This is a genomic window from Maridesulfovibrio zosterae DSM 11974, from assembly GCF_000425265.1.
Lineage (GTDB): Bacteria > Desulfobacterota > Desulfovibrionia > Desulfovibrionales > Desulfovibrionaceae > Maridesulfovibrio > Maridesulfovibrio zosterae.
Genome location: NZ_KE384342.1, coordinates 736,788 through 757,440, shown reverse-complemented (window position 1 = coordinate 757,440; position 20,653 = coordinate 736,788). Strand labels below are relative to the sequence as shown.

22 protein-coding genes, 1 tRNA gene and 1 other RNA gene are annotated in these 20,653 nt (G+C 41.8%); 19 read left to right on the top strand and 5 right to left on the bottom strand.

The features are described from left to right. Positions 1-87 precede the first annotated feature (87 nt). On the top strand, positions 88-1,890 hold the full coding sequence (gene uvrC / locus H589_RS0115090) for an excinuclease ABC subunit UvrC (protein ID WP_027722799.1): 1,803 nt from the start codon (positions 88-90) through the stop codon (positions 1,888-1,890). Positions 1,891-2,064: 174 nt separating this feature from the next. Here uvrC and H589_RS0115085 read toward each other — a convergent pair whose 3' ends face one another. Then, a complete protein-coding gene (locus tag H589_RS0115085; RefSeq protein WP_027722798.1) occupies positions 2,065-2,469 on the bottom strand; it encodes a cupin domain-containing protein in 405 nt (134 codons plus the stop codon). A gap of 222 nt (positions 2,470-2,691) precedes the next feature. Between H589_RS0115085 and ffs the strand changes: the two genes are divergently transcribed. The 10 genes from ffs to H589_RS20500 all read left to right on the top strand — a co-directional run bounded on the left by ffs (position 2,692) and on the right by H589_RS20500 (position 8,863). After that, an RNA gene (gene ffs, locus H589_RS20690) (signal recognition particle sRNA small type) lies at positions 2,692-2,787 on the top strand. 338 nt (positions 2,788-3,125) lie between these two features. Beyond that, the gene (locus H589_RS0115080) at positions 3,126-3,599 is read left to right on the top strand and encodes a rhodanese-like domain-containing protein (protein WP_027722797.1); all 474 of its coding nucleotides are present in this window, start codon (positions 3,126-3,128) and stop codon (positions 3,597-3,599) included. Then, entirely contained in the window at positions 3,599-4,012 is a 414-nt protein-coding gene (locus H589_RS0115075) for a MauE/DoxX family redox-associated membrane protein (protein ID WP_027722796.1), read from the top strand. Before H589_RS0115080 ends, H589_RS0115075 begins: the two co-directional genes overlap by 1 nt. 139 nt (positions 4,013-4,151) lie before the next feature. Beyond that, positions 4,152-4,228, top strand: a tRNA-Arg gene (locus H589_RS0115070). Positions 4,229-4,408: 180 nt separating this feature from the next. Next, positions 4,409-5,629 carry a tyrosine-type recombinase/integrase gene (locus H589_RS0115065; protein ID WP_027722795.1) on the top strand — a complete coding sequence of 407 codons (1,221 nt, stop codon included), beginning with the start codon at positions 4,409-4,411 and terminating at the stop codon, positions 5,627-5,629. A 38-nt stretch (positions 5,630-5,667) separates the two neighbouring features. Further along, positions 5,668-5,946 (top strand): type II toxin-antitoxin system RelE/ParE family toxin, encoded by a 279-nt coding sequence (locus tag H589_RS0115060; protein ID WP_027722794.1) that lies wholly within the window; start codon positions 5,668-5,670, stop codon positions 5,944-5,946. A 12-nt stretch (positions 5,947-5,958) separates the two neighbouring features. Beyond that, positions 5,959-6,270, top strand: a complete 312-nt coding sequence (locus H589_RS0115055) for a HigA family addiction module antitoxin (protein WP_027722793.1) — start codon at positions 5,959-5,961, stop codon at positions 6,268-6,270. Positions 6,271-7,353: 1,083 nt separating this feature from the next. Further along, positions 7,354-7,626, top strand: coding sequence for a hypothetical protein (locus tag H589_RS0115040; RefSeq protein WP_027722792.1), 273 nt, complete (start codon positions 7,354-7,356; stop codon positions 7,624-7,626). Between the two features lie 63 nt (positions 7,627-7,689). Next, a complete protein-coding gene (locus H589_RS19885; RefSeq protein ID WP_035076159.1) occupies positions 7,690-8,004 on the top strand; it encodes a helix-turn-helix transcriptional regulator in 315 nt (104 codons plus the stop codon). Beyond that, positions 7,991-8,863 carry a reverse transcriptase family protein gene (locus H589_RS20500; protein ID WP_051249763.1) on the top strand — a complete coding sequence of 291 codons (873 nt, stop codon included), beginning with the start codon at positions 7,991-7,993 and terminating at the stop codon, positions 8,861-8,863. Before H589_RS19885 ends, H589_RS20500 begins: the two co-directional genes overlap by 14 nt. 65 nt (positions 8,864-8,928) lie before the next feature. Here the strand turns inward: H589_RS20500 and H589_RS0115025 are convergent, their stop codons facing one another. Together H589_RS0115025 and H589_RS20495 are read right to left on the bottom strand one after the other, a co-directional pair. Beyond that, complete coding sequence (locus H589_RS0115025) at positions 8,929-9,780, bottom strand: competence protein CoiA (RefSeq protein ID WP_027722791.1); 852 nt, start codon at positions 9,778-9,780, stop codon at positions 8,929-8,931. Positions 9,781-10,223: 443 nt separating this feature from the next. After that, complete coding sequence (locus tag H589_RS20495; RefSeq protein ID WP_051249762.1) at positions 10,224-11,264, bottom strand: pentapeptide repeat-containing protein; 1,041 nt, start codon at positions 11,262-11,264, stop codon at positions 10,224-10,226. 185 nt (positions 11,265-11,449) lie between these two features. Between H589_RS20495 and H589_RS0115010 the strand changes: the two genes are divergently transcribed. From H589_RS0115010 to H589_RS0114985, 5 genes are all read left to right on the top strand, one after another. Continuing rightward, positions 11,450-11,704, top strand: coding sequence for a type II toxin-antitoxin system RelE family toxin (locus H589_RS0115010; RefSeq protein WP_027722789.1), 255 nt, complete (start codon positions 11,450-11,452; stop codon positions 11,702-11,704). Continuing rightward, positions 11,688-12,035, top strand: a complete 348-nt coding sequence (locus H589_RS0115005) for a helix-turn-helix domain-containing protein (RefSeq protein WP_027722788.1) — start codon at positions 11,688-11,690, stop codon at positions 12,033-12,035. The genes H589_RS0115010 and H589_RS0115005 overlap by 17 nt, the downstream gene beginning before the upstream one ends. A 478-nt stretch (positions 12,036-12,513) precedes the next feature. Further along, positions 12,514-14,877 (top strand): phage/plasmid primase, P4 family, encoded by a 2,364-nt coding sequence (locus tag H589_RS0115000; protein ID WP_027722787.1) that lies wholly within the window; start codon positions 12,514-12,516, stop codon positions 14,875-14,877. Positions 14,878-15,261: 384 nt separating this feature from the next. Further along, on the top strand, positions 15,262-15,696 hold the full coding sequence (locus H589_RS0114990; protein WP_027722785.1) for a hypothetical protein: 435 nt from the start codon (positions 15,262-15,264) through the stop codon (positions 15,694-15,696). A 268-nt stretch (positions 15,697-15,964) separates the two neighbouring features. Then, positions 15,965-16,186, top strand: a complete 222-nt coding sequence (locus tag H589_RS0114985) for a Nif11-like leader peptide family natural product precursor (protein ID WP_027722784.1) — start codon at positions 15,965-15,967, stop codon at positions 16,184-16,186. 211 nt (positions 16,187-16,397) lie between these two features. Here the strand turns inward: H589_RS0114985 and H589_RS19870 are convergent, their stop codons facing one another. Beyond that, positions 16,398-16,865 (bottom strand): arsenate reductase ArsC, encoded by a 468-nt coding sequence (locus H589_RS19870; protein WP_035076155.1) that lies wholly within the window; start codon positions 16,863-16,865, stop codon positions 16,398-16,400. A gap of 345 nt (positions 16,866-17,210) precedes the next feature. Between H589_RS19870 and H589_RS0114970 the strand changes: the two genes are divergently transcribed. The 3 genes from H589_RS0114970 to H589_RS0114960 all read left to right on the top strand — a co-directional run bounded on the left by H589_RS0114970 (position 17,211) and on the right by H589_RS0114960 (position 19,316). Next, positions 17,211-17,447 (top strand): hypothetical protein, encoded by a 237-nt coding sequence (locus H589_RS0114970; RefSeq protein ID WP_027722783.1) that lies wholly within the window; start codon positions 17,211-17,213, stop codon positions 17,445-17,447. Positions 17,448-17,546: 99 nt separating this feature from the next. Next, positions 17,547-18,485 carry a hypothetical protein gene (locus tag H589_RS20490; protein ID WP_051249761.1) on the top strand — a complete coding sequence of 313 codons (939 nt, stop codon included), beginning with the start codon at positions 17,547-17,549 and terminating at the stop codon, positions 18,483-18,485. Positions 18,486-19,091: 606 nt separating this feature from the next. Further along, positions 19,092-19,316 carry a hypothetical protein gene (locus tag H589_RS0114960; RefSeq protein ID WP_051249760.1) on the top strand — a complete coding sequence of 75 codons (225 nt, stop codon included), beginning with the start codon at positions 19,092-19,094 and terminating at the stop codon, positions 19,314-19,316. Between the two features lie 197 nt (positions 19,317-19,513). Here the strand turns inward: H589_RS0114960 and H589_RS0114955 are convergent, their stop codons facing one another. Next, positions 19,514-20,458 carry a proline dehydrogenase family protein gene (locus tag H589_RS0114955; protein ID WP_027722781.1) on the bottom strand — a complete coding sequence of 315 codons (945 nt, stop codon included), beginning with the start codon at positions 20,456-20,458 and terminating at the stop codon, positions 19,514-19,516. Positions 20,459-20,653: the final 195 nt, after the last annotated feature.

The following is a 20,653-nucleotide window of genomic DNA, read 5'->3' as shown; positions in this document are numbered from 1 at the left end:
GCCTTTGTTGACAAGGTTGAAAGGCAGATATAGTCCAGAAAGTGTGTCAAAGGGTAAAGTTTAAAATTTTATACGAGTGCAGTTAAAATGAGTTTTGAGTTTATCAGTGCCGATTTTCCGTCTTCTCCGGGTGTGTATCTTATGAAAGATTCAGCCGGACGTATTATATATGTAGGGAAAGCGCGTGTTCTTAGAAAGCGTCTTTCTTCATACTTCAGGGCTATTGAGAAACATACGCCCAAGACAAGGGTACTCGTCTCAAAAATATGTTCCATCGATACTCTTGTGACAGCCACAGAGAAAGAAGCTTTGCTGCTTGAAGCTAGTTTGATCAAAAAACATCGGCCTCGCTATAATATCGTTTTACGTGATGATAAGCAGTATGTTCTGTTTCAGCTTGATAAAAAATCTGAATATCCGCGTTTACGGCTGACCCGCAAAGTTGTGCGTGATGGATCTGTTTATTTCGGACCATATACATCAAGCTATTTTGCCCGTGAAACCTGGAAGATTTTGGGCAAAGTTTTTCCGCTGCGTAAATGTTCTGATTCATCGTTTAAAAATAGAGTACGGCCCTGTCTGTATCACGATATGAAGCAGTGTCTTGGGCCATGTGTAAATTTTGTGCCCCGAAAAGACTATATGGATCTTGTTCATCAGGTTGAGATGCTTTTATCCGGTAAGGCCGGCGATTTGATTTCATCTTTGCGGCGGGAGATGGAGATTGCTTCCGAAGCTCTTGAGTTTGAAAAGGCTGCAAATTTGCGTGATCAGATAAAGGCTGTTGGAAAAACGATTGAAAAGCAGTCTGTTGTTTTTAATGATTCGTCGGATATTGATGTAATTGCCCTGGCTGAGTCTTCGCAAGGGGTAGGGCTTGGTTTATTATTTATAAGGAGGGGACGCCTTCTGGATAAAAAGAATTTCTTCTGGCCCGGTCTCAGCCTTGAAGATGGCGAAGAGATTTTGCATAGTTTTGTAAGCCAGTTTTATACCTCGACCAAATTTATCCCCTCAAAACTGCTTGTCCCGTTTGAATTTGATATGCAGAGTTCAATGGAAATTCTTACTGAACGCAGTAAAAATCCAGTCCGTATTGTTACACCCGGCACAGGGGAGGAAAAACGTCTTCTGGAGATTGCACGGAAGAATGCCGCTTTCGGTGCCAATGAGAAGAAGAATGTTGATATTCTTGATGTGTTAGCCGCAAAACTTAAGCTTTCAGCTGCTCCGCAGCGAATAGAATGTATAGATGCATCACATCTTGGCGGAGAGGGGATGCGTGTCGGCATGGTCGTATTTGAGGAAGCCAAGCCTGAGAAATCGCAATACCGCACATACGTTTTTCCTGAACTTGAGCATTCATCTGATGACTACGCAGCTCTTTATCACTGGGTGGTCAAACGAATTGATTCAGGACCTCCTTGGGCTGATCTTATATTAATAGATGGCGGTAAAGGCCAGCTCGCAGCTGTTGAGAAAGCGTTTGCGGAAAACTGGACTGAAGAAACTCCTGTTCCGCATCTTGCTTCAATTGCTAAGGGGCCGACCCGCAAAGCAGGGGAGTTGGAAGACCGTATTTTCAGGCCCGGACGAAAAAATCATCTTCCTCTGAAAGGCGGAAGTCCTGAGCTGTTGTATCTGCAAAATGTCAGGGACGAGGCTCACCGTTTCGTAATAGGTCGGCAGCGTAAATCGAGAAAGAAAAAGGTTCTGCAAAGCGAAGTATTGGCTTTACCCGGAATTGGTCCTAAAACCGCACGTCTTTTGTGGGATGAATTTGGTGCAGTTCAAAAAATGAAGGCTGCTACTGTGCAGGAACTGGCTGCTGTTAAGGGGATAGGTAAAAAAAGAGCACAGCAGATTTTTGATGCTTTTAAGGCTGTATAACTTCTTGTTAACTGAACGCGTAACAAATATTTAAGACTTGCAGCAGATTATAAAAAAAAGCAGGGAGGCGATGACGGTGAATGGTCAAGCCTCCCTTTTTGCGAGCTAAAAAACAGAAGAAGATTTTATCTGTAATTGCATTAAAAAGAACTGTTATTAGAATTTCTAAAACAATTATTTTTTGTCATATACGTTGCAAATGCAGCAGATAAATGTCGCATCTTCAGTTTTACTGATGTTGCGCATTCCGTGCGGTTCCATGCATTCAGAATAAACAAAGTCTCCCGGACCGCATATTTTGCTTTCAATAATCTCATCGGTTTCAGGATCGGAAGTGAAGCACTCGAACTGACCTTTTTCAATATATACGGTTTGCAGATAAAAATGATTGTGGGCAGGGATTTCTCCGCCGGGTTCAATTGTGAAATGTCTGAGACCGTATTCAGGCTGTCCGTTTGCATCTTGTCCTGATTTGGAGAGCCAGCGGATGGTGACACCTTTGACCTCGTAATCATGGCCTTTATAACCGATCTGCTGAACTTTTACGCCTTCAACATCATTTACATTTTTAGCATCCATTTTAAACTCCGAAATTTTATTATTTATATTTATTGTCTGATCAGTTAATCAAAAAACGTTTAAGAGATAAAGTGTTAAAGTTGTTGAAATTCATCTTTATCAGGTCTGTTTCATGACTTTTAAAATTATTTTTAAAAAAATCCAGACTTTTTACTAATATTGCTTGACAATTTAAGCTTGAATCAATAGGTATTTCTCCTCGTCGCAATGACAAAGTTTTTTACAGAGAGGCCGGATGGCGGGTGCGCTGTGAATTCCGTCAGGTCCGAAAGGAAGCAGCGGTAACGGTTTATCCCGGGTGTCCGGTCTCGCTGAAAGAAGGGTGTGTTCATCATGAACACACCTTTTTTTGTTTTTAAAGCCATTTTCATTTCTCTTTCTTCATTATGTAATCTGCTTTATTTTTTTTCAAATTTCTAATATTATTTAATTTTTATTCATCATGCTTTTCATCTGTTCTCCAGCTTATTTTACACTAAGCCATTTATATTTATGATTTGTATTATGTCTTTTTTAGATCATAATTGCAAAAAGATGTGAATAATTTGTATGGATTATACGGTTGCTCTATTGTTTTGCCCTGTGGTATCTCATATGTCAGGAATATTCCATTGTTGCTATTTCTGTGGCGTAAAATATTAAGTCAGGTGTTGATAATGAAATTTGGAAAAAAGACAGTTTGTCTTCTGAAGATACTCTTTCTGTGTGCTCTGGCAGCGATGCTGGCGTTCGGATTTAATGTGGTAAGGCCCAAGCCGATCAGTTCTTTCAGCGAATTGACGGCCCCTCCGGTTTCGGTAATATCTGAAATTGGAACTCAGGATTTATTTCAGGATTATGATTCCGGAAAATTTACATTTGTCGATGCCCGCAGTGATACTGATTATGACATGGGGCATATACCGAGTGCGCTGAACATACCATACTGGGCAATTGGTGAAGAACTGGACGGCATGGTTCAGCAGATTGAGCCGGGCAAGCCTATCATTGTGTATTGTGACGGACTTTCTTGCGGTAAAAGCATGACAGTTGCCAAGAAACTGGAGGCAAAAGGATTGAGAGATATTTCAGTGTATGCAGAGGGCATAGACGGCTGGATCAGCTCTGGAAGAGATTTGGAGACAAACTAATGGATTTTAAGTCATTACCACGTATAATTTTAGGCTTGGTATTTATATTTGCAAGTATAGATAAAATTATTGATCCGGTTGCTTTTGCAGGGATTATTAAAAATTATCAGATTTTACCGCAGATGATGATCGGCCCTGTAGCCATGTTGCTGCCGTGGCTAGAGTTTGTTTGCGGAGCAATGCTTGTTTGCAACGTGCTGACGGATATCTCAGCATCAATACTAATCATAATGCTGCTTGTTTTTATTGCAGCACTGTTATCTACCATCTATAGAGGAATAGACGTTGCCTGCGGCTGTTTTTCGACCGATGCGGCGCAGATTTCAAACATGGCGGAAACAATAGGCCGTGACGTTGTGTTGCTGATTGCAGCTGCGTTGGCATTTAGATTTAAAAGGGCAGAGAGTCGGTAATATTTAACAGGCTCAGTTTTTTGATTAGTTTCAATCAATGCATGAATTATATACGTATTTATCTTGTGATAATATTTTACAATTATACAGTTTTTTCTTGACAGAAAAGCATGTCGATGGATACTAAGGCGATCTGTGTGGGCAATTAGCTCAGTTGGATAGAGTGTCAGCCTCCGGAGCTGAAGGCCACAAGTTCGAATCTTGTATTGCCCACCATTACATAGATTTTTAATGTCCCATACGGACCGTAAAGCCCCTGAATTTCAGGGGCTTTTTGTTTTTATTGTCCTTTATGGTTCAATGCAATCCTATTTTGTCCACGTTGATGTGTGGGTAAAAATGTGGGTAATATAAAAACCGTTATCCACATTTACCCACAAAAGCGGAGACTGACAGATGGCGTTGACAATTAAGAAGATTGAGGCAGCGAAACCTAAAGACAAAAACTACCGGATTTCAGACGGGAACGGACTGAGTTTATTAATCCTCCCCAGTGGAACCAAAACATTTGTTTATAGGTACAGACGCCCCGTCACCAGAAAAGAAAATAACATCACGTACGGTAAGTTCCCGGAACTTTCTTTGGCAGATGCAAGGTATCTCCATGCTCAGGCAAAAGCACTTCTGGCAAAAGGAATTGATCCAGGGGAAGATAGAAAAGTAAAAAAGAGCGAAGAATCGGAAGACAATTCTTTTGAAAATGTAGCCAACCAATGGCTTGAGAAAAACAGTACTGAGTGGACTCCTAAAACTCACCGCACCAATCAGGGACGTCTTGAGAATCACGTATTTCCATACATCGGTAAAATGCCGATTGCCGAAATTACTCCAAAAGAAATCCTTGCTCTCTTGCAACGGATAGAATCTAAAGGCACTCACGAAACCGCACACCGGGTTTCTTCTCTCTGTTCGCAAGTGTTCCGCTATGCAGTCTTTATCGGCAAATCCGAAACAGATCCTGTTCATATCGTCAAAAACGCTCTCCCTCCCATTGCCAAAACTCGAAAACATCGTGCAGCACTCACCGACCCAAAAGAGGTAGGCAAGCTTTTACGGGCAATTGAAGACTATCCCGGACATCATATCGTTAAACAGGCGTTACGGGTGGGCCTGTACACTTTTACCCGTTCTATTGAGATACGGGGCATGACATGGGATGAAGTTGATTTTGACCGCCTAGAATGGCGTGTGCCTAGTACACGAATGAAGATGCGTAAGCCGCATATTGTACCACTCTCAAATCAGGTCCTATCGATTTTTACTGACGTGAAAGAGCTTGGCTTACCTTCAAAATATGTTTTTCCCAGCGTTGTAAATAATTCGAATATGCTTTCTGAAAATACCCTGAATCAGGCAATACGCCGTATGGGCTACACCAAAGAGCAACTTTGCTATCACGGATTCAGGGGAACATGCACGACTTTGCTCTATGAAACCGGATGGCCTACAGACATGGTCGAACGCCAGCTTGCTCATGTGCAGACGAACCAAGTCCGCGCAGCTTACGACCACGCTCAGTATCTAGCGGAGCGCACCCGGATGATGCAGAGCTTTGCGGACTATCTTGATAACTTGCGTGATGGCGGAAGTGTTATCCCGTTTAAGAAAAGAGCTTAACACGGCCTATTGACCAGTGTTACCTAAGAGGTTACATTATGATTAAAGGATTTGCTCACAAGGGCCTTGAGGCTTTTTTTAAAACTGGAACCATAAAGGGAATTCAGGCCAAGCACGCGCCCAAGCTAGGCCGCATGCTTGATAGATTGGATTCTGCCTCGGATGTTCAGGATATGAACGCACCGGGCTTTGGCCTTCACCCTTTGAAGGGAAATCTTGTGAATCATTATTCAGTAAAGGTTTCCGGAAATTGGCGGCTGACTTTCAAATTTGAAAACGGCAACGCCTACGTAGTGAACTATCACGATTACCATTAAGCAGGGGGAACTATGCATACCACAACCCGTAAGCCGACACACCCCGGCGAAATTATAAAGTATGATTACATGGAACCGCTGAGTTTGACTGTAACGGCCCTTGCTGCTCATCTTGGGGTTAGCCGCAAGCATCTGTCTCAAGTACTCCATGAGAAAACCAGTATAAGCCCTGTAATGGCCTTACGATTGTCTCGGGCTTTCAACACCACTCCTGATCTTTGGCTTAACCTTCAGCGTAAGCGTGATCTGTGGGAAGCTGAACAGAACCCGGCGGGCTTTCTAGATGTGACCCCGTTACCGGGGATTTCGGAGCTGAGTAAGTAATTGTTTTTTGTCTTTCCTATCTGTCTTCCTGACTCGTGAATGACTCAGCTCTACTCGCGAACAATTAGCATACTCAAGCTTTCTGGCTCAGCCTGAAACTTGAGTATTTTCTTTTCTGATGGAGTGACACGTGTGTTCTCGAACTCGGTGTATTTCTCTTCATTATTCTTCATGGAGTCCAAACCTCGCAGAAAATGAAGTCTTGCACGGCTCTGAAATACAAGAGGGATCGAAGGGAGAATTTTCTCCCTCGCCAGTTCCCAATGTGTAACATTGGGTAAACTGGCTTGGACAGCTACAGCACATTACTCTGTACGAATCATGGTCTACTGTGCTTGCTCGAAATTGAGTTCAGGTTTTAACTCCATGAAGAAATATGAAAGCCCTTGAACCAAAATAAATACAGACCTCTAAAATACATGTCACAGGTGTCATAGCCGTCACTTCTGCTGTATGTCTTTGTTTTCATGACATTTTTTAGCAGTGAACCTGATGACACCTAAAAAAGAGGTGTCACTTTAGGTGTCATTCTTTTATCTTCTTGAAATTATGTACTTTATTAGGTTTAGTGACACCTGTGACGGGTATGACACCTTTTTTAGGGAAAAGTATCTATTATACCTTTAAAATATCATCCAAAAAAATCATATATATAGGTGGTTAAAACTATCCACAGCTTAAAATCAATATTTTACAACTAAAAGTTAGAAAAATATTGACTTGTTGTGTTTTTTTGTTATCTTATTTTCAACAGCTGGCGCATCGCCAGTAAATTGCTCTTTGAAATCCGTCTTAAGTGCCATTTTATTACTCATGGTGCAGTAAGTCCCGTTCCAGCTAAATATGCTGCCTCAACTTCGGTTGAGTTTGAGACCAAATGTAGGTCGCCATCTTTTAAAAAGATGGAATTGTCGCCCCCTCTGGACACGATACGGCGCATTGCGAAATACCGCGATGACGTAAGTATTCATAATCCTAGGCGGCATACTTCATGGTGGCAGCAGTCTTAGAGCAAAGAGTTAATGTATAACGGGCGGCACATCGCCATAAACTGTATGAAGAATCATACAATGAGGATACTAAATGAGTAATAGAATTACCAAGAAAGAACGCCACCTCGAAATAACAGAGGAAACCTACGAGCTGTTGAACGGCCTAGTTAAAAAGCGAAAATTCAAACTTAAGATTGCGGATGAACTCGTTTCGTCTGATGAGGTTGCAAAAAAGGCTCTGCCTGATCTTAAAAAGATTATACGGTGGACGAAAGCATCGATAAGATGGTCTAAATTTGTGCTACGACTGATGCCGGATGATCTTTTGATACAAATCAAAGATTTCTTTGGATCGTTGCTCTAAGAATAGAGATTAGATGATGGAAGACTGCTAAGCCCTGAATTTAACCTTCGAGGATAATATAAAATGATGACTTTAGGTCGATTAGTGAAAACAATAAGAGTGAGTCAGGATCTTTCACAAGGTCAAATGGCTCAATGTCTTAATATTTCACAAAACTATTTGTCCCTTATTGAAAGTGGGAAAAAAACAATGAGTTTAAAGCTTGTGGAAACACTTGCTGATTTAATTGGCGTTTCTAAAGAACTACTATTCATTGTAGCAAGCGAAATTCCTTCAGAGCTTACAGGCCCTGAAAGAGATGATTTTATTAAGTTACAAAAAAACATGTTTACCATTATTACTTACGAAATGGACTCTATTTCTTGTGACGCAGCATAATAATTGCTCTATTGTTGGACTCAAAAGTCTTAAATCACTCGCGAGAATACTTGAACTCTCCCTGCAAGACCTCCTAGAATTTTCCCAAAACATAAAGAATTACTACAAAAAAAAAGAAATCACCAAAAAAAATGGTGATATTCGTCATCTATCTGTGCCTGTCGGTAAACTAAGAAAAATACAGGCTAAAATTTTATCACATTTAAAGAATTTTAAACTACACTCTGCCGCCTATGGCGCAGTTCCTAAACGTTGCCATGTAGACAATGCTAAGCAACATGCAGCTGCACCATATGTATTATGCTTTGACTTTGATTCCTTTTTTCCTTCTGTCTCTGCGCGTCGTATAAATCAGATGTTTATTGAAGAGCTCGATTGCTCGCCTCCTGTTGCGAGCATCTTAACAAAGCTTACTACCTATAAGTATAAACTCCCTACAGGATCACCAACTAGCCCTGTTTTAACAAACATACTTTGTCTGTCACTAGATAAGCGTTTATCTTCTTTAGCTCAGGTGTATGATTTGAAGTATACACGCTTTGTAGACGATTTAACATTTTCAGGTCGTTCTATTCCTGATATTTTTATAGTTGAAGTAAAAAAGATAATTGAATCTTTTGGGTTGCCGTTAAACAAAGACAAGGAAGTGCTCCTTACTCCAAATGATCTTAAGTTAGTAACGGGGATCAATGTAAATGCAAAAAAAGTTAAGGTTTCAAGAAAATACAAGAGAGCACTACGTGCTCAAATTCATCAATTAGATGTATTGGATGAATACAGAACGAAAGCTCAAAGAGAAAAGGAAGAAAGCAGGATATTTGGTAAACAGCAATACATCAAAATGGTTAAAACACGTTAATATTATTTAAATTTAACCTTGGGCAAATAAAAAGTGTATTTTTAAATGTCCACCCCAATTTAAAATTACCACCACTTAGTCTGCTTATCCATCCAAACCCCACATGATGGAACCGTCCAATTATTAGTAGAAAAAGGTTTACCTTTAACAGTTCCTTTGAAGTCTTCGGCAAGATGTAGAGGTCCATTAGGGAATGCTAAAACCAATTTTTTAGCCTTATAATATTTAGTATGTCCGCCATAATCAGCAGAATCATAATTATCATCATGCCAATATGTCCCAGATAAATCCTCACCAAGCTCCTCTTGAAAATCGTCAATCCAATTTCCCGGTTCAATATCCTTTGTATATGTCTCTAGACGAATAGGAGTCACATACGGTCCGTCTTGAGTCCAATAATAAAGTCTGCCAAAATACATTGCTTGCAAAAACTTTTGCCATTCTTTGATACGAGTTGTGGGTTGTCCCATATCATCATATTTAATTTTTGGACCCTCTTCTGGGAAAATCCAAATTATATATATCCCTAGACTAGTGTATCGTTTTGTTCTTTTGATAATTTCATCAATACTTAGGTCGCTTTTTTGTATTTCAATTGCAACATATTTACCACTGATACACAAACTAACATCAGGACGCACACCTGTAAGCGTTCTTTCAATGTCACACTTTGTACAATTCGGGTGGACTCGTAATGCCTCATACAATTCTCTTTTTGCTCTATAGTGGAGTTGAGACTCACCTTTCCCGTACTGACATTCTGTAGACGACTTTATGTGCGCGTAATGATGCTCTCGTATCTTACCTTTTTTGAGAGTTACATCCTTTTTACAATGGGGACATTTAAACGGACCTTCAACCTTTTCCGTTTGAAAAGCTATACATCTCTCATCAGCACTATTAAGAGCTACCTGCATTCTGTGCATCCTTGTTTTATTTCAATAAAAACAATAGCACTATATTAAATTGAATTTAATCAGTCAAAGACTGCCACTTGTGGGTAAAAAAGTGGGTAAAAAAAACTTTAATTTTTTATTTCACTTCAATTTCAGGCACTTATTTATCTTTTTCGAATCCTGTATTGCCCACCATTACATAAAATCATACAGTCCGATACTGTTTATTAAGCCCCTGAATTTCAGGGGCTTTTTTGCGTTTTATGGCTGACGCTGTCCTATGCAATCCAGCCCAATCCGGCACCTTATGTGTGTACTCTGGTGTGTACCGGGATTTTGGGTGGGGTTCGGTACACACTTGGTACACACATTGGGTGACGGTGGGCTTGGGGTTTGGGATGACGGGGATGGTGTGGACTTGAGTGCACACATAGCATGTTTAGGCTGGATAAACACAGACGATTTTACGGAATAAACCATTCTGGCCTAGCGAACAAATGTGGGGATGATTTCATAAGCTTCCTCCTTATCTTTGAAGGAAGTTTGGCTTCGTAAAGGTTTTTACTTTTACTGAGTTCAGTATTTTTGAAATATTTTTTGAAAAAAAGTGATATTTCGCCACTTGCTGGGCTAAAACTCTCTGAGTCGAATATTGCATTTTTCAAATTGGCCCACGTGAATTCGGTATTCGTAACAGTTGTTCCAAGAAGAATAGTTCCGTTGAAATGCCCAGCATGGATCGTCGCATTAGAAAGATTGGCACCAATCAAATTGGCATTATTAAGAATTGCTCCTATAAGAGTAGCGTTTTTCAAATCGGATCGTATTAAGATAGCCCCTGTCAAATTTGCAGCATTAAGATTGGCTCCCTCAAGATTTGCTCCAAGCAACATTATATTTTTTAATTCTGCTCGCGCAAGAATAGCATTAGAAAGATTAGTTCCTCTTAAATCTGCCGAGTTAAGATTTGCTCTAGATAAATTAATTCCAGATAAGTCTGCACCGTTAAGATTAGCTTGGTATAATTCTTTTTTATAGGCCTTAATTGTTTGGAGAAGCATCTTTTGCCCTAATTCATACTTCTCAGTTCTATAAAAGGAATAAAATGTTTTCCAGAAAACAAAAAAATCTGGTTTAACTGGAACTCTTACTTTTTGAAGTAACCTCAAATTTGCGCATGCATTCGCTCTTGAAGTTGTAGCCATTTGCGTTTGAAAACCAGAAATTTGCATATCATAAGAATTGACGGCCCGATCATACCGCGCTGAAGCAATACTAAACAACGCCACATAAATACTGATTGCCCACAGCACAAACGTGCTAGGTTTCCTAAAATTATAGTCCTGCTGTTGTTCTTCTGTTGGCGGATGAATTTTTTCAAAAATGGCTCTCACACCAGAGTAGTTATACAAAAAGGAATAAACATCGTAGTGATGCGTATAGATATAAGCGATAGGCAGAGAAGCCAGTGAAACGCTAAGTAATATCCAATCAGTTGTTTCCATAACAGCTAGCCTTAATTAGATAATTAGAATTTAACTTCTTTAACTAAATATATCAAAAACAACAACCATCTGTTGACGCACTAACACCCCGCGAGCTTGACTCCCACCTCCATCCAAATAAATTCAAGCTATTCATTTATAGGTTTAACCTTGACCAAAACCTATACAAAACTTATATTTTAAACATGAATAAAATCTCATGGTTGCCTAAAGCCTTAAAGCAGCTCAAAAAGATTCATAGCAAGGATCAGACAAGCATCATGGACAAGGTTAACGACCTGAAAACATTTCCAGACTGCAAGAATGTAAAGGCTTTGACTAACCGCGAAGATTACCGTTTCAGAGTGGGCAGATACAGGATTATCTTTACCGTTGAAACTGGCGAACCTGTTATCATATACATTGAAGAGGTCAAGAAACGTGATGAAAGAACATATTAATTACGACATATTAAAGGACAGCAACGGCGAACCTTACGCCGTGGTCATGCCCTATGATGCTTTTCTGGAAATGAACAAGCGCGCGGATACCGACAAAGCAATCGCAATCCCCCATGAAGTGGTTGAACTTCATGTTTTGAAAGGCAAATCCCTTGTACGGGCATGGCGGCTTCACCTTGGACTTACCCAGCAGGATATAGCTGACAAGATGGGAATTACTCAGGCCAGCTTTTCTCAGATGGAAAACAACCCAGATAAATTGCGCCCCAGCACTTTGAAACGGATCGCTGACGCAATGGGTATTGAGTGGGAACAGTTGGCAGAAGATTAAATTTTCCGTTCAGTTCACCCCACAACTCCGAACCCCACACCCTAAAGATTCTCCCCAAATAATACCGTCCAATACAATCCAAAATGCCCCTGACCATCAGGTCCATTTCGTCCATCTGCATCCAAATAAGTCCAAGTAAATCTCCTTGAACACTCGTTGCTCCGTCTCTAGAATCGGCTCATGTATCCCGTTCAGTTCACTAGCTCCCACAAATATGCTTTCCAGTCTCAAGCCGGACCTGACTCGGCTTACTCATGTCCGGCATTTGAATTAATTCTTGCCAAGGTACGGCTTGTTACATTGGCTTGATGCGGTGAATGAATGCAATTCTTACGCATCATAATTTGTATGTAACAATCCGAAAATATTCTTTTATGGAAAGAGAAGTCATAAAAATTGTATCTTGGAGGGATTCAGTGATTAATTCACACAAAAATTTAGAAACAGAACAGATCGGTTCTGTGGTTGAGAAGTAAATATGGGCTGGGCTGGTACACATCTATCTGAAGATGAGCGCAAGAGAATTGCGAGTACATTGTTTGAGGATGCAAAAGAAGAGGGTGTATGGCTGAACGGCAAATGTCCGTTCCATGCTGATGATAACCCTTCCTTCGGCTACAACTTCGAAGACGACTATTTTAAATGCCTTGCTGAATGCACCGACTGCGGAGACCTGATCAAGCTTTACGGGCTGGTTAACGGCCTTGCCAATGATGAAGCATTCAAAAGCTTCAAAGATAAATACGGGCAGGGCGTAAACGATGGCCCGCAATCTAAAACCACTGTTCAGCAGAAGCGTAAGCCCAGTAAGCGTAGTTCTAATGTCGTGATACCGGAATCCGCATGGAGCCGTATGGCTCTGTTGCCGGATGATTGGTTCTTTTTACTGAGAAAAGAGCGCGGCTGGAACCCGGACGTTATCAAACGGCTCGACCTGCGTATGCAGATGGTATTCAGGAATAGTGCTGGCGAAACTCTTCCAATTAACGGCGTGCCTATGCGTGTGGCTATTCCCATTCGCGGAAATGATGGACAACTTTATAGTGTGCGGCTCTATCGTAAGCCCGGCACTAATCTGAAAAGCAAGATCATATCATGGGGTAGGGGCTACGGTAATGCCCGTTTGTTTCCTGCGCCTTGTACTCTTGCTAAATCCGGCCCTGTTCTGCTTTGCGAAGGCGAACCGGATACCATATGCGCTATTTCAAATGGTTTTAACTCCATCACTCAGACTTCCAAGACCGCTAAGTGGTCTAAAGAGCATATGGAGCCGTTTACGGGCCGTGATGTGATCATAGCTTATGACGCTGACCAGCCGGGACAGGCTCATGCTGAAAAAGCGGCGCGCTCACTGGTTCAGGTGGCGCGCTCGGTGCGTATCATCGAATGGCCTGAATTTATGGGGCGCAATGCGGACGGCAGTTTGCCGGAAAAAGACGGACTCGATCTTACCGATTTCTTTGTGCGTTTCAAGCAAGGGGCGAAGGATTTGCAAGCCCTGTTCGCCACGGCTCGCAAGATTGAAATACCGCAGGGCTGCGAAACAGGCGGGGAATGGGCGTTCTTCCTTGATAATCGGTTCAAGCCTCGTTTGCTGGCGGATCAGCTTCTACGGGATCAGCCTTTGCTTGCTGATGATATGACGGGCCTCTTGTATCGTTGGAACGCTAAATACTGGGAACAGATTTCACGCGGCAACCTTCAGCAGTCGGCTACGCACTATCTCGGCATCGAGGCCACAACCGCGCGGGTGAATGATGCAACTTCACTGGCTGTCAATTTAGCCAATCTTCCGCACGGGCGCGCGGTTAATGATCAAGGTGACTGGGTGTGTCTGCAAAACGGTATGCTCAATCTTAGAACCCTTGAGCTGAAACCGCATGATCACGATTACTATTCCACCATATGCCTTGGAGTGTCTTTTAACCCTGATTCCGAAGCAAGGTGCGAAAAGTGGCTTAAGTATCTGGAAGATACGGTGCAGACTCCTGAACCCATTGCCCAGCTCCAAGAGTTCATGGGCTACAGCCTTACCCGTGATACACACTTTGAAAAGTGCCTGTTGCTACTCGGTGATGGCTCGGACGGTAAATCAACTTTTCTAAATATCACCCGTGAACTGGTTTCGCCTGAAAACTGCTCAGCTCTTGGTTTTCAGGATTTGGAAGATCAGTTTCGGCGCGCAAGTCTTTATAACAAGGTGCTGAATATTTCCACGGAAATAGGCTCGGCGGCTATGGAAACACCCGTGTTTAAGGCTGTAGTATCCGGTGACACTATTCAAGGTGCATTTAAGCATAAAGATCCATTTAATTTTAAACCGTTCTGCAAGCTGGCATTTGCGGCTAATAAGTTGCCGCGTGTGCTGGATAATACAGACGGCTTTTTCCGGCGCATGTTGCCCATCAAGTTTAAGCGGCAATATCTGGAAGGTGATCCAGACCGCAACCCGAACTTGTTCAAGGAACTTAAAAGCGAGCTGTCCGAAATCTTTCATTGGGCTTTGGTCGGGTTGCATCGGCTGTATGAGCAGGGACGGTTTTCATCGTCTGATGAAACTATTGATCTACTGATGGATTACAGGCGGCTTAACAATCCTGTTCAGGCATTCGTTGAAGATCAGTGTGAGCTTAAGGACGGCGCAAAGCAGTCTAAGGATTCACTGTATAAGGCTTATCGCGAATACTGTTCCGAAAACGGCTATCAATCAATGCATAAGGAAAACTTTTTCCGTGAACTTTACGCTGCTGTGAAGACCTTGAAGGAAATCCGCCCGCGAGTTGATGGGCGGCGTTGTCGTATGGTTGCAGGCATCAAAACCAGATTTGAGTTGAAATCTTAATGAGCTTTTTTAGTGGTATATATGCGAGTGGGACGAATAACCAGCGGCGTTGCTACGTCTTATCTGCTGGGCAAACCAATACATGTTCGGAATTTATGCTTCCCCCGGCGAAGTGGTTCCAACGTATCGGTACCACTCGGTCCACGTCAAAAAGCTCGGCAAAGCCCGTAAATACTGGGTCGGTCCACGATGGTACCAGCGGTCCACTATATAGGGTGAAAGTTGCCTATATATGCGCGTGGGTGCGTGCGTATACGCGAGGTTTCCAGCATTTGGTTTTTAAGCTTGGTACATGGGATAGTTGGACCAAAAAGAAAAAGACTAATGTTCTCAATGACTTTCAGTGTTGGCTGACATGGGACAAACCTTGGGACCGGAACCAGTATGAACGCATTGGCAAAGCTTCAAAGCAAATACAAGAAGGCTGAACCTGAAACTCCTTACCGTAAATTCAGTCGGTTATGTAAGCTGGAAGGAGTTAACCCGATATCGGAAGGCGAATTCAATCAGCAGTGGCAGGAGTGCGAATCAGGACATGAAGCAATGAAGACCCTAGGTAGGATGATTCGTGAACAAGGTCAGCGATTCATGGTCAAGCGAAACAAGGCGGATGAGCTGGTCGTGGTCATAGATGAAGTGTGGGCAAAGGCTAACGGCGAAACACTATGGCAGATGTGGGAGCTATACGAAAAGGCCGCGCCGCTGATAGGTCTATGCTACCTGAATAACTTGCTAATCCACGGAGATGAACCGCCGAAGCGATTTATCGAAGGTCGATTGCCTTTGGGTATTCCTCAGCGATCCATTAATCACGGGTAACGTGAGGCAATGCAAAGTCGATGAAGAGGGAGTCTGCTAAGGCCGTAAAACAGGGCGTAAAGGCAGAGTACACATGGTATTTCCATTGGGTGACCGTGAATTTATGGCTTGGGGAGATGTGAGGGATTACTATTTTAGCAACTGTGTACTCGGCTTCACAATTTCTTGGCACAGAATTAGCTACACACAGTCTATGGCGTCAGTGTCAGCCAACAATTAAACATAATTGTCAAAAGATCACTATATTTTACCAAAAAGGAGTACAATCATGTCTAAAAAAGAAGTGGAGCGTTTGCTGATAGCAGGTGGAGAGAACAAAGATATTAAACTGAAGTACAATGCTATTCGAAGCAAGGAAGATTTTGTCTCTACCGCTAACGAAGAAGGGTACGACTTCAGCATTGAGGAGTTAGATCAGGTGCTCCATGAATCCGGAGATGACTTTACAACATTTGGTAATCCTCCGGCACGTTCAATCTGGTGGGCATAAGAAAATTTTTAGTGCCCTAGATGTTATCTGGAGCTTGTAACAAAGTACATGTGTGTACCTTAGTATATTCACCTGCTCAATAAGAAAGGATCGCTGAAGTGAGGCGGTCCTTTTTTATTGTCGGTTGCCGTTGGTTATTGGAGCAGGAACGGATGCAGGTTGTTTGTGTGGTGCGTTTATAACATCGTCCCCGTTCTGGCAAAACTGTTTTTTAACAGGCGTTAAGAGAGCAGAACTTTTCAATTGATCCGGACTCGACCGCTTCTGCAAAAAGTGTGACCAGTTCTTTGATGGAATCACGGATTTCACGGGTTTTGACTAGTCGTTCCTGATAATTTCCTTCGAGCTTGGCGGGATCTTCAAAAGGCAGGTTGATGCGATGCGAGATGCCGGGAAAAATCGGGCAATCCTGATCCTGACCCTTTTTGCAGACGGTGATCACGTAATTGAAAATGCGGCCCTGTTTATAAAGATCGAATACTGACTGGGTTTTTTTGTGGCTAAGGTCGAGACCTTCTTCGCGCATCACTTCCATAACAAGGGGATTGATTTCTGTGGGTTCGAAACCTGCACTGCTGACTTCAAATCTGTCGTTGCCGAGCGCGCGCAGAAACTCTTCTGCCATTTGGCTGCGGGCACTGTTATGCACACAAATAAAGAGAACTTTTTCCTTTTCCATTAACTAACTCCTTGTATAATTCGGCACAGGTATTTGTGAGCCGGAACTTCTCGTGTTTGCTTACGCGGTTAATAGCGCAGGGTGAACTGCTCTGAATTTATTATACAAAGAGCGATCAGGATTTGTTTCAATCGTGTTAAATTTGTGACAAGAACAGGTTTCAAAATCTGAAGGAAGTACAACCAGCCATTTATGGTCATACTTCCCCGAAATCCTGCATAGCTACGGCAAAGGCAATCATGATTAAGAATCTTGATCACCTGCCAAAGTCAGGGCGGCAAGCCATGAATACGGCCTATGATGCTCTTATAGAAGCTGAACATGGGTTAAATGGGGAGGTGAGCCATGAGTAGCGGTGATCTGTGCCACCATGTTTCGGGTGTGATGTCGGCAGCAACATCTCTTGAATATTTGCAGGAAAAACTAAAAGATGAACACCGCTATGGTGAAGCCTTCATAATTGGTCTAATAAAGAAAACTGTCTCAGAAGGTGCCGAAGATTTCAGCATGTATGAAACTCAATTGCAGGTTCAGAAGGCCCGCAAGGGTAAATCTGTGGGGGGGGAGTTGATGAGGGAGTAATTTATATGTATTGAAGTAACTATATTGCATTATAATTTGTATAAAATATATAGCTATTATAGACAAATAGGGCTTACATTAGCCTTTTTAGGGGGGGGAATGAGAATTAAAAAGTTTTATTTGGGAATTTTAATTTGTGGTATGTTGCTGGTGCCAATAACTCCTTGCTATGCTTCTAACAATTATGACGAGGTTCTTTTACGCCTTGTAAAAGGAGTACTCTTGTCATTGGAAAAACAAGGGAAATTGGAAGGGAAAAAATTAGCTGTTCGTGATTTTTCTGAGCAATATACTAAAAGGATATGTCCAGATCTTACATCTTCTTTGGCTAAAAAAGTGATATCAGATATTTATTTTTGTAAGGATCTTATGAAAAGTGAATTTTATGTGGTTAACCGTAGTGATCTTAGCCTGATGGAGGATGAATACGTTGTAAATCACAATGGCTACAAAATAGATGATTATAATGGTTACAACCTACAAGCGGAGTCTGATATTCTTATAACAGGATCATGGGCAAATATTAATGGAGATTTAGAGCTTACGCTTGCGGCCTTTGAAATTGTGGAAAGAAAATCATTGGTTCTTATTTCAATTCAAGGAACAGTTTCTAGACGTAGTCTTAGTAAGTCTTTATTAGCGTGTTTGAATCGTGATAAAAGTGAAGATGTTACACTCGATATAAAAAAAGTTATGTCTGGACATGATAAAAAGGAGGCTAAATATGGAAGCTTACATGTTGAAACATATCCTGAGGATGCCAAAGTTCAGATTATGAATATTAAGCCTAGGTATTATGATGGAATAAAGCTTAAGAAAGGGACGTATCATATTAGAGTTTCGGCTGCCGGTTATGAAACTCAAGATAAGTTTGAAAAGGTTAGATATGGAGAATCATTATCAGTCTATTTTGATTTGAAGAGTTTTAAGGCAACTCCAGCGCGCCAGGTATATCGAGATGGAAATTATAAAAATTCTAATAATGAGTGGTTATTAGATAACTCCCCAGCCAAGAGCGTGAACAACTTTATCCATTGATTTATGAGTGATTTTTTAAGAATTTTTGATTTGTATGTACTATTTTGTAGTTCGAATAATATGTAACAGGTTCAGTAACCAGTAAATTTTACTCCCCAGTACCCACCCCATTTCAAAATAACCACCTCGATTGTTATGATCGTCCCGACCTGAAGGACAACCATAATAACCAAGTTGTTTTAATGCTCTAGAAACGGCTGGACTCTCTGAATAAGGCTATCGAAGCAATTGAAGTTGGCGCGCAGTCCTATACCTTGAATGTTCGGACGCATACCCGTGGTTCATTGCAGACGTTTTATTCTCAGCGGGATAGGCGGGGAAATGCGTATTGCCATTGCTGCTAACGCTGGCAGGGCCTTAAGATATATCTAGGGAAGGAGTATGAAAGGCTAGAACTATGGAAAAGATCTTTTGACTCTGTTCGGCTTTAGGAAAGAGAAAAGTGTGGTTTGAAGCGTTACCGTGCTACCAATAAATTTAGACTGGCGTATATGCTACCTCGGTTAAGACAGATATGGTGAAAATAATTATAATACTCCCTAATGTTTTCCGGATATGTACCGATAAAGGATTATAAGAATAAAAAAGAGAACTAAGGAGGATTGCATGGAAATCAGTGGAACAAGTCAAGCTGTGGTAATGCCAAAGCAGCGCAGCGGTGCCGAATCGAACGCGAATGATATTAAGAATATCAAAAAAGCAAAGATGGAGCGGGAAGTCATGGCTGATCCTTCTCTTGCGAGCAAGCTTGTCGCAACCAAATCTACTCCTACTTATAACACAAATGGGTCTGTTATTCAGGCCACGTCTAATTCTCTGGGCGAAGTATAGTCGGCAACATTCATTTTATACGATAAGATAGGCCCTCTGTACTATGTACAGGGGGCTTTTCCGTTGTGCTGATTTTATGGGCTTTAGACTTCAACTTATTTATTTAATTGATAATATTATATCAACTTGATAATTATGTGTCTAGAAAAATTCATGTTTATTTTGATCTACATTTTTGAGGCTTGTGCAAAAAATACTCAAACTTTAAAAATGGACCGCAACACGAACCATAAGTTGCGTGGGTTTTCGCCGATCCGTCGTACGCTGTATGGCCACCATTTTTCGCCATACGGAAGGTACACACGGACGGAGATGCCTTTTCGCACAAGTTCCTGCTGGTAATCAGGCCTTACGCCGAGCAGCATTTCCACTTCCCAACTGTCTGCACTCCATCCACGTTCAGCGGCTATATTGGCGGCGAATTTGATCATATTGTGATCGTGACTGCCGATGACCGGATATACTCCATTTTCACGGGCCTGCTCGCTGAACATCATTTCAACAAGCTCACGGTAGCACTGGTCGATATCTTTACGCGAGGTCAGTGCAACATCTTTGTTTTCCGCAAATGCTCCCTTAACCAGCCGGACCATGCCCCCGGAAGCAACTATTTTTTCTATGTCCTTCCGGCTGCGGTGCAGGTAGGCCTGAATGGTGATGGCTGCTGGAACTTCCTTTCTTGTAAGTTCGTAGTAGAGATCAAGAGTGTTCTGCGTTACCGAGGAATCCTCCATATCCACCATAAGCACCTTACGATGGTTTGAGTCGATATTTTTTACCGCCTGTCCCAGTCTATCCGCATTTTTGCGGCAGAGATTCCATGACACCATGGACCCTATCTGAGTGGGGTCAACAGAAATATGAGGGTCTAGTCGGCGTTCTGCAAGCAATGGAAGTATTGCTTCTAATTCGTTGACCATGGCTGTTGCCTTTTCTTCTACATCCTCATACTCGCCGAGCACGAACAGGGATGAGGTAATGCCTTGCATAAACATTTCCTGTGCCCGGTCTGCAGCTTCCTGCACATTTTTTCCGCCGGTAAATTGACTCGAAAACCGGCTCATGAGCCGTGAGTTCTGCATTAAATTTGTCGCAGACTCACTGCGGGCTAATCCTATCATAAACTGTTGCCATAAGCGCATGAAATTACTCCTTATCAAACTGAATAAATACAGCTTATTACTCTTCACATTCAGGAGTATTGTAAAAAATTGCTACCAAGGTATTTATATTTTTAACGCATTTTAAGAAATATAATGTACTAGTGCGTTTTGTATTTGTTAAAAATATTATAGAGGGACAAAAGCTGTAGTGGTAAAGGATAAGCTTGAAGCTTT

Bases quoted from the DNA above. Each gene is read 5' to 3' on its own strand.
- H589_RS0114970 (WP_027722783.1), top strand. From the start codon at position 17,211: ATGAGTAGCGGTGATCTGTGCCACCATGTTTCGGGTGTGATGTCGGCA.
- H589_RS20490 (WP_051249761.1), top strand. From the start codon at position 17,547: ATGAGAATTAAAAAGTTTTATTTGGGAATTTTAATTTGTGGTATGTTG.
- H589_RS0115005 (WP_027722788.1), top strand. From the start codon at position 11,688: ATGAAAGAACATATTAATTACGACATATTAAAGGACAGCAACGGCGAA.
- H589_RS0115075 (WP_027722796.1), top strand. From the start codon at position 3,599: ATGGATTTTAAGTCATTACCACGTATAATTTTAGGCTTGGTATTTATA.
- H589_RS0115010 (WP_027722789.1), top strand. From the start codon at position 11,450: ATGAATAAAATCTCATGGTTGCCTAAAGCCTTAAAGCAGCTCAAAAAG.
- H589_RS0114985 (WP_027722784.1), top strand. From the start codon at position 15,965: ATGTCTAAAAAAGAAGTGGAGCGTTTGCTGATAGCAGGTGGAGAGAAC.
- H589_RS0115085 (WP_027722798.1), bottom strand. From the start codon at position 2,469: ATGGATGCTAAAAATGTAAATGATGTTGAAGGCGTAAAAGTTCAGCAG.
- H589_RS0114990 (WP_027722785.1), top strand. From the start codon at position 15,262: ATGAACGCATTGGCAAAGCTTCAAAGCAAATACAAGAAGGCTGAACCT.
- H589_RS0115080 (WP_027722797.1), top strand. From the start codon at position 3,126: ATGAAATTTGGAAAAAAGACAGTTTGTCTTCTGAAGATACTCTTTCTG.
- H589_RS19870 (WP_035076155.1), bottom strand. From the start codon at position 16,865: ATGGAAAAGGAAAAAGTTCTCTTTATTTGTGTGCATAACAGTGCCCGC.
- H589_RS0115060 (WP_027722794.1), top strand. From the start codon at position 5,668: ATGATTAAAGGATTTGCTCACAAGGGCCTTGAGGCTTTTTTTAAAACT.
- H589_RS0115000 (WP_027722787.1), top strand. From the start codon at position 12,514: ATGGGCTGGGCTGGTACACATCTATCTGAAGATGAGCGCAAGAGAATT.
- H589_RS0115025 (WP_027722791.1), bottom strand. From the start codon at position 9,780: ATGCAGGTAGCTCTTAATAGTGCTGATGAGAGATGTATAGCTTTTCAA.
- H589_RS0114960 (WP_051249760.1), top strand. From the start codon at position 19,092: ATGGAAATCAGTGGAACAAGTCAAGCTGTGGTAATGCCAAAGCAGCGC.
- H589_RS0114955 (WP_027722781.1), bottom strand. From the start codon at position 20,458: ATGCGCTTATGGCAACAGTTTATGATAGGATTAGCCCGCAGTGAGTCT.
- H589_RS0115040 (WP_027722792.1), top strand. From the start codon at position 7,354: ATGAGTAATAGAATTACCAAGAAAGAACGCCACCTCGAAATAACAGAG.
- H589_RS0115065 (WP_027722795.1), top strand. From the start codon at position 4,409: ATGGCGTTGACAATTAAGAAGATTGAGGCAGCGAAACCTAAAGACAAA.
- H589_RS20495 (WP_051249762.1), bottom strand. From the start codon at position 11,264: ATGGAAACAACTGATTGGATATTACTTAGCGTTTCACTGGCTTCTCTG.
- H589_RS0115055 (WP_027722793.1), top strand. From the start codon at position 5,959: ATGCATACCACAACCCGTAAGCCGACACACCCCGGCGAAATTATAAAG.
- H589_RS19885 (WP_035076159.1), top strand. From the start codon at position 7,690: ATGATGACTTTAGGTCGATTAGTGAAAACAATAAGAGTGAGTCAGGAT.
- uvrC (WP_027722799.1), top strand. From the start codon at position 88: ATGAGTTTTGAGTTTATCAGTGCCGATTTTCCGTCTTCTCCGGGTGTG.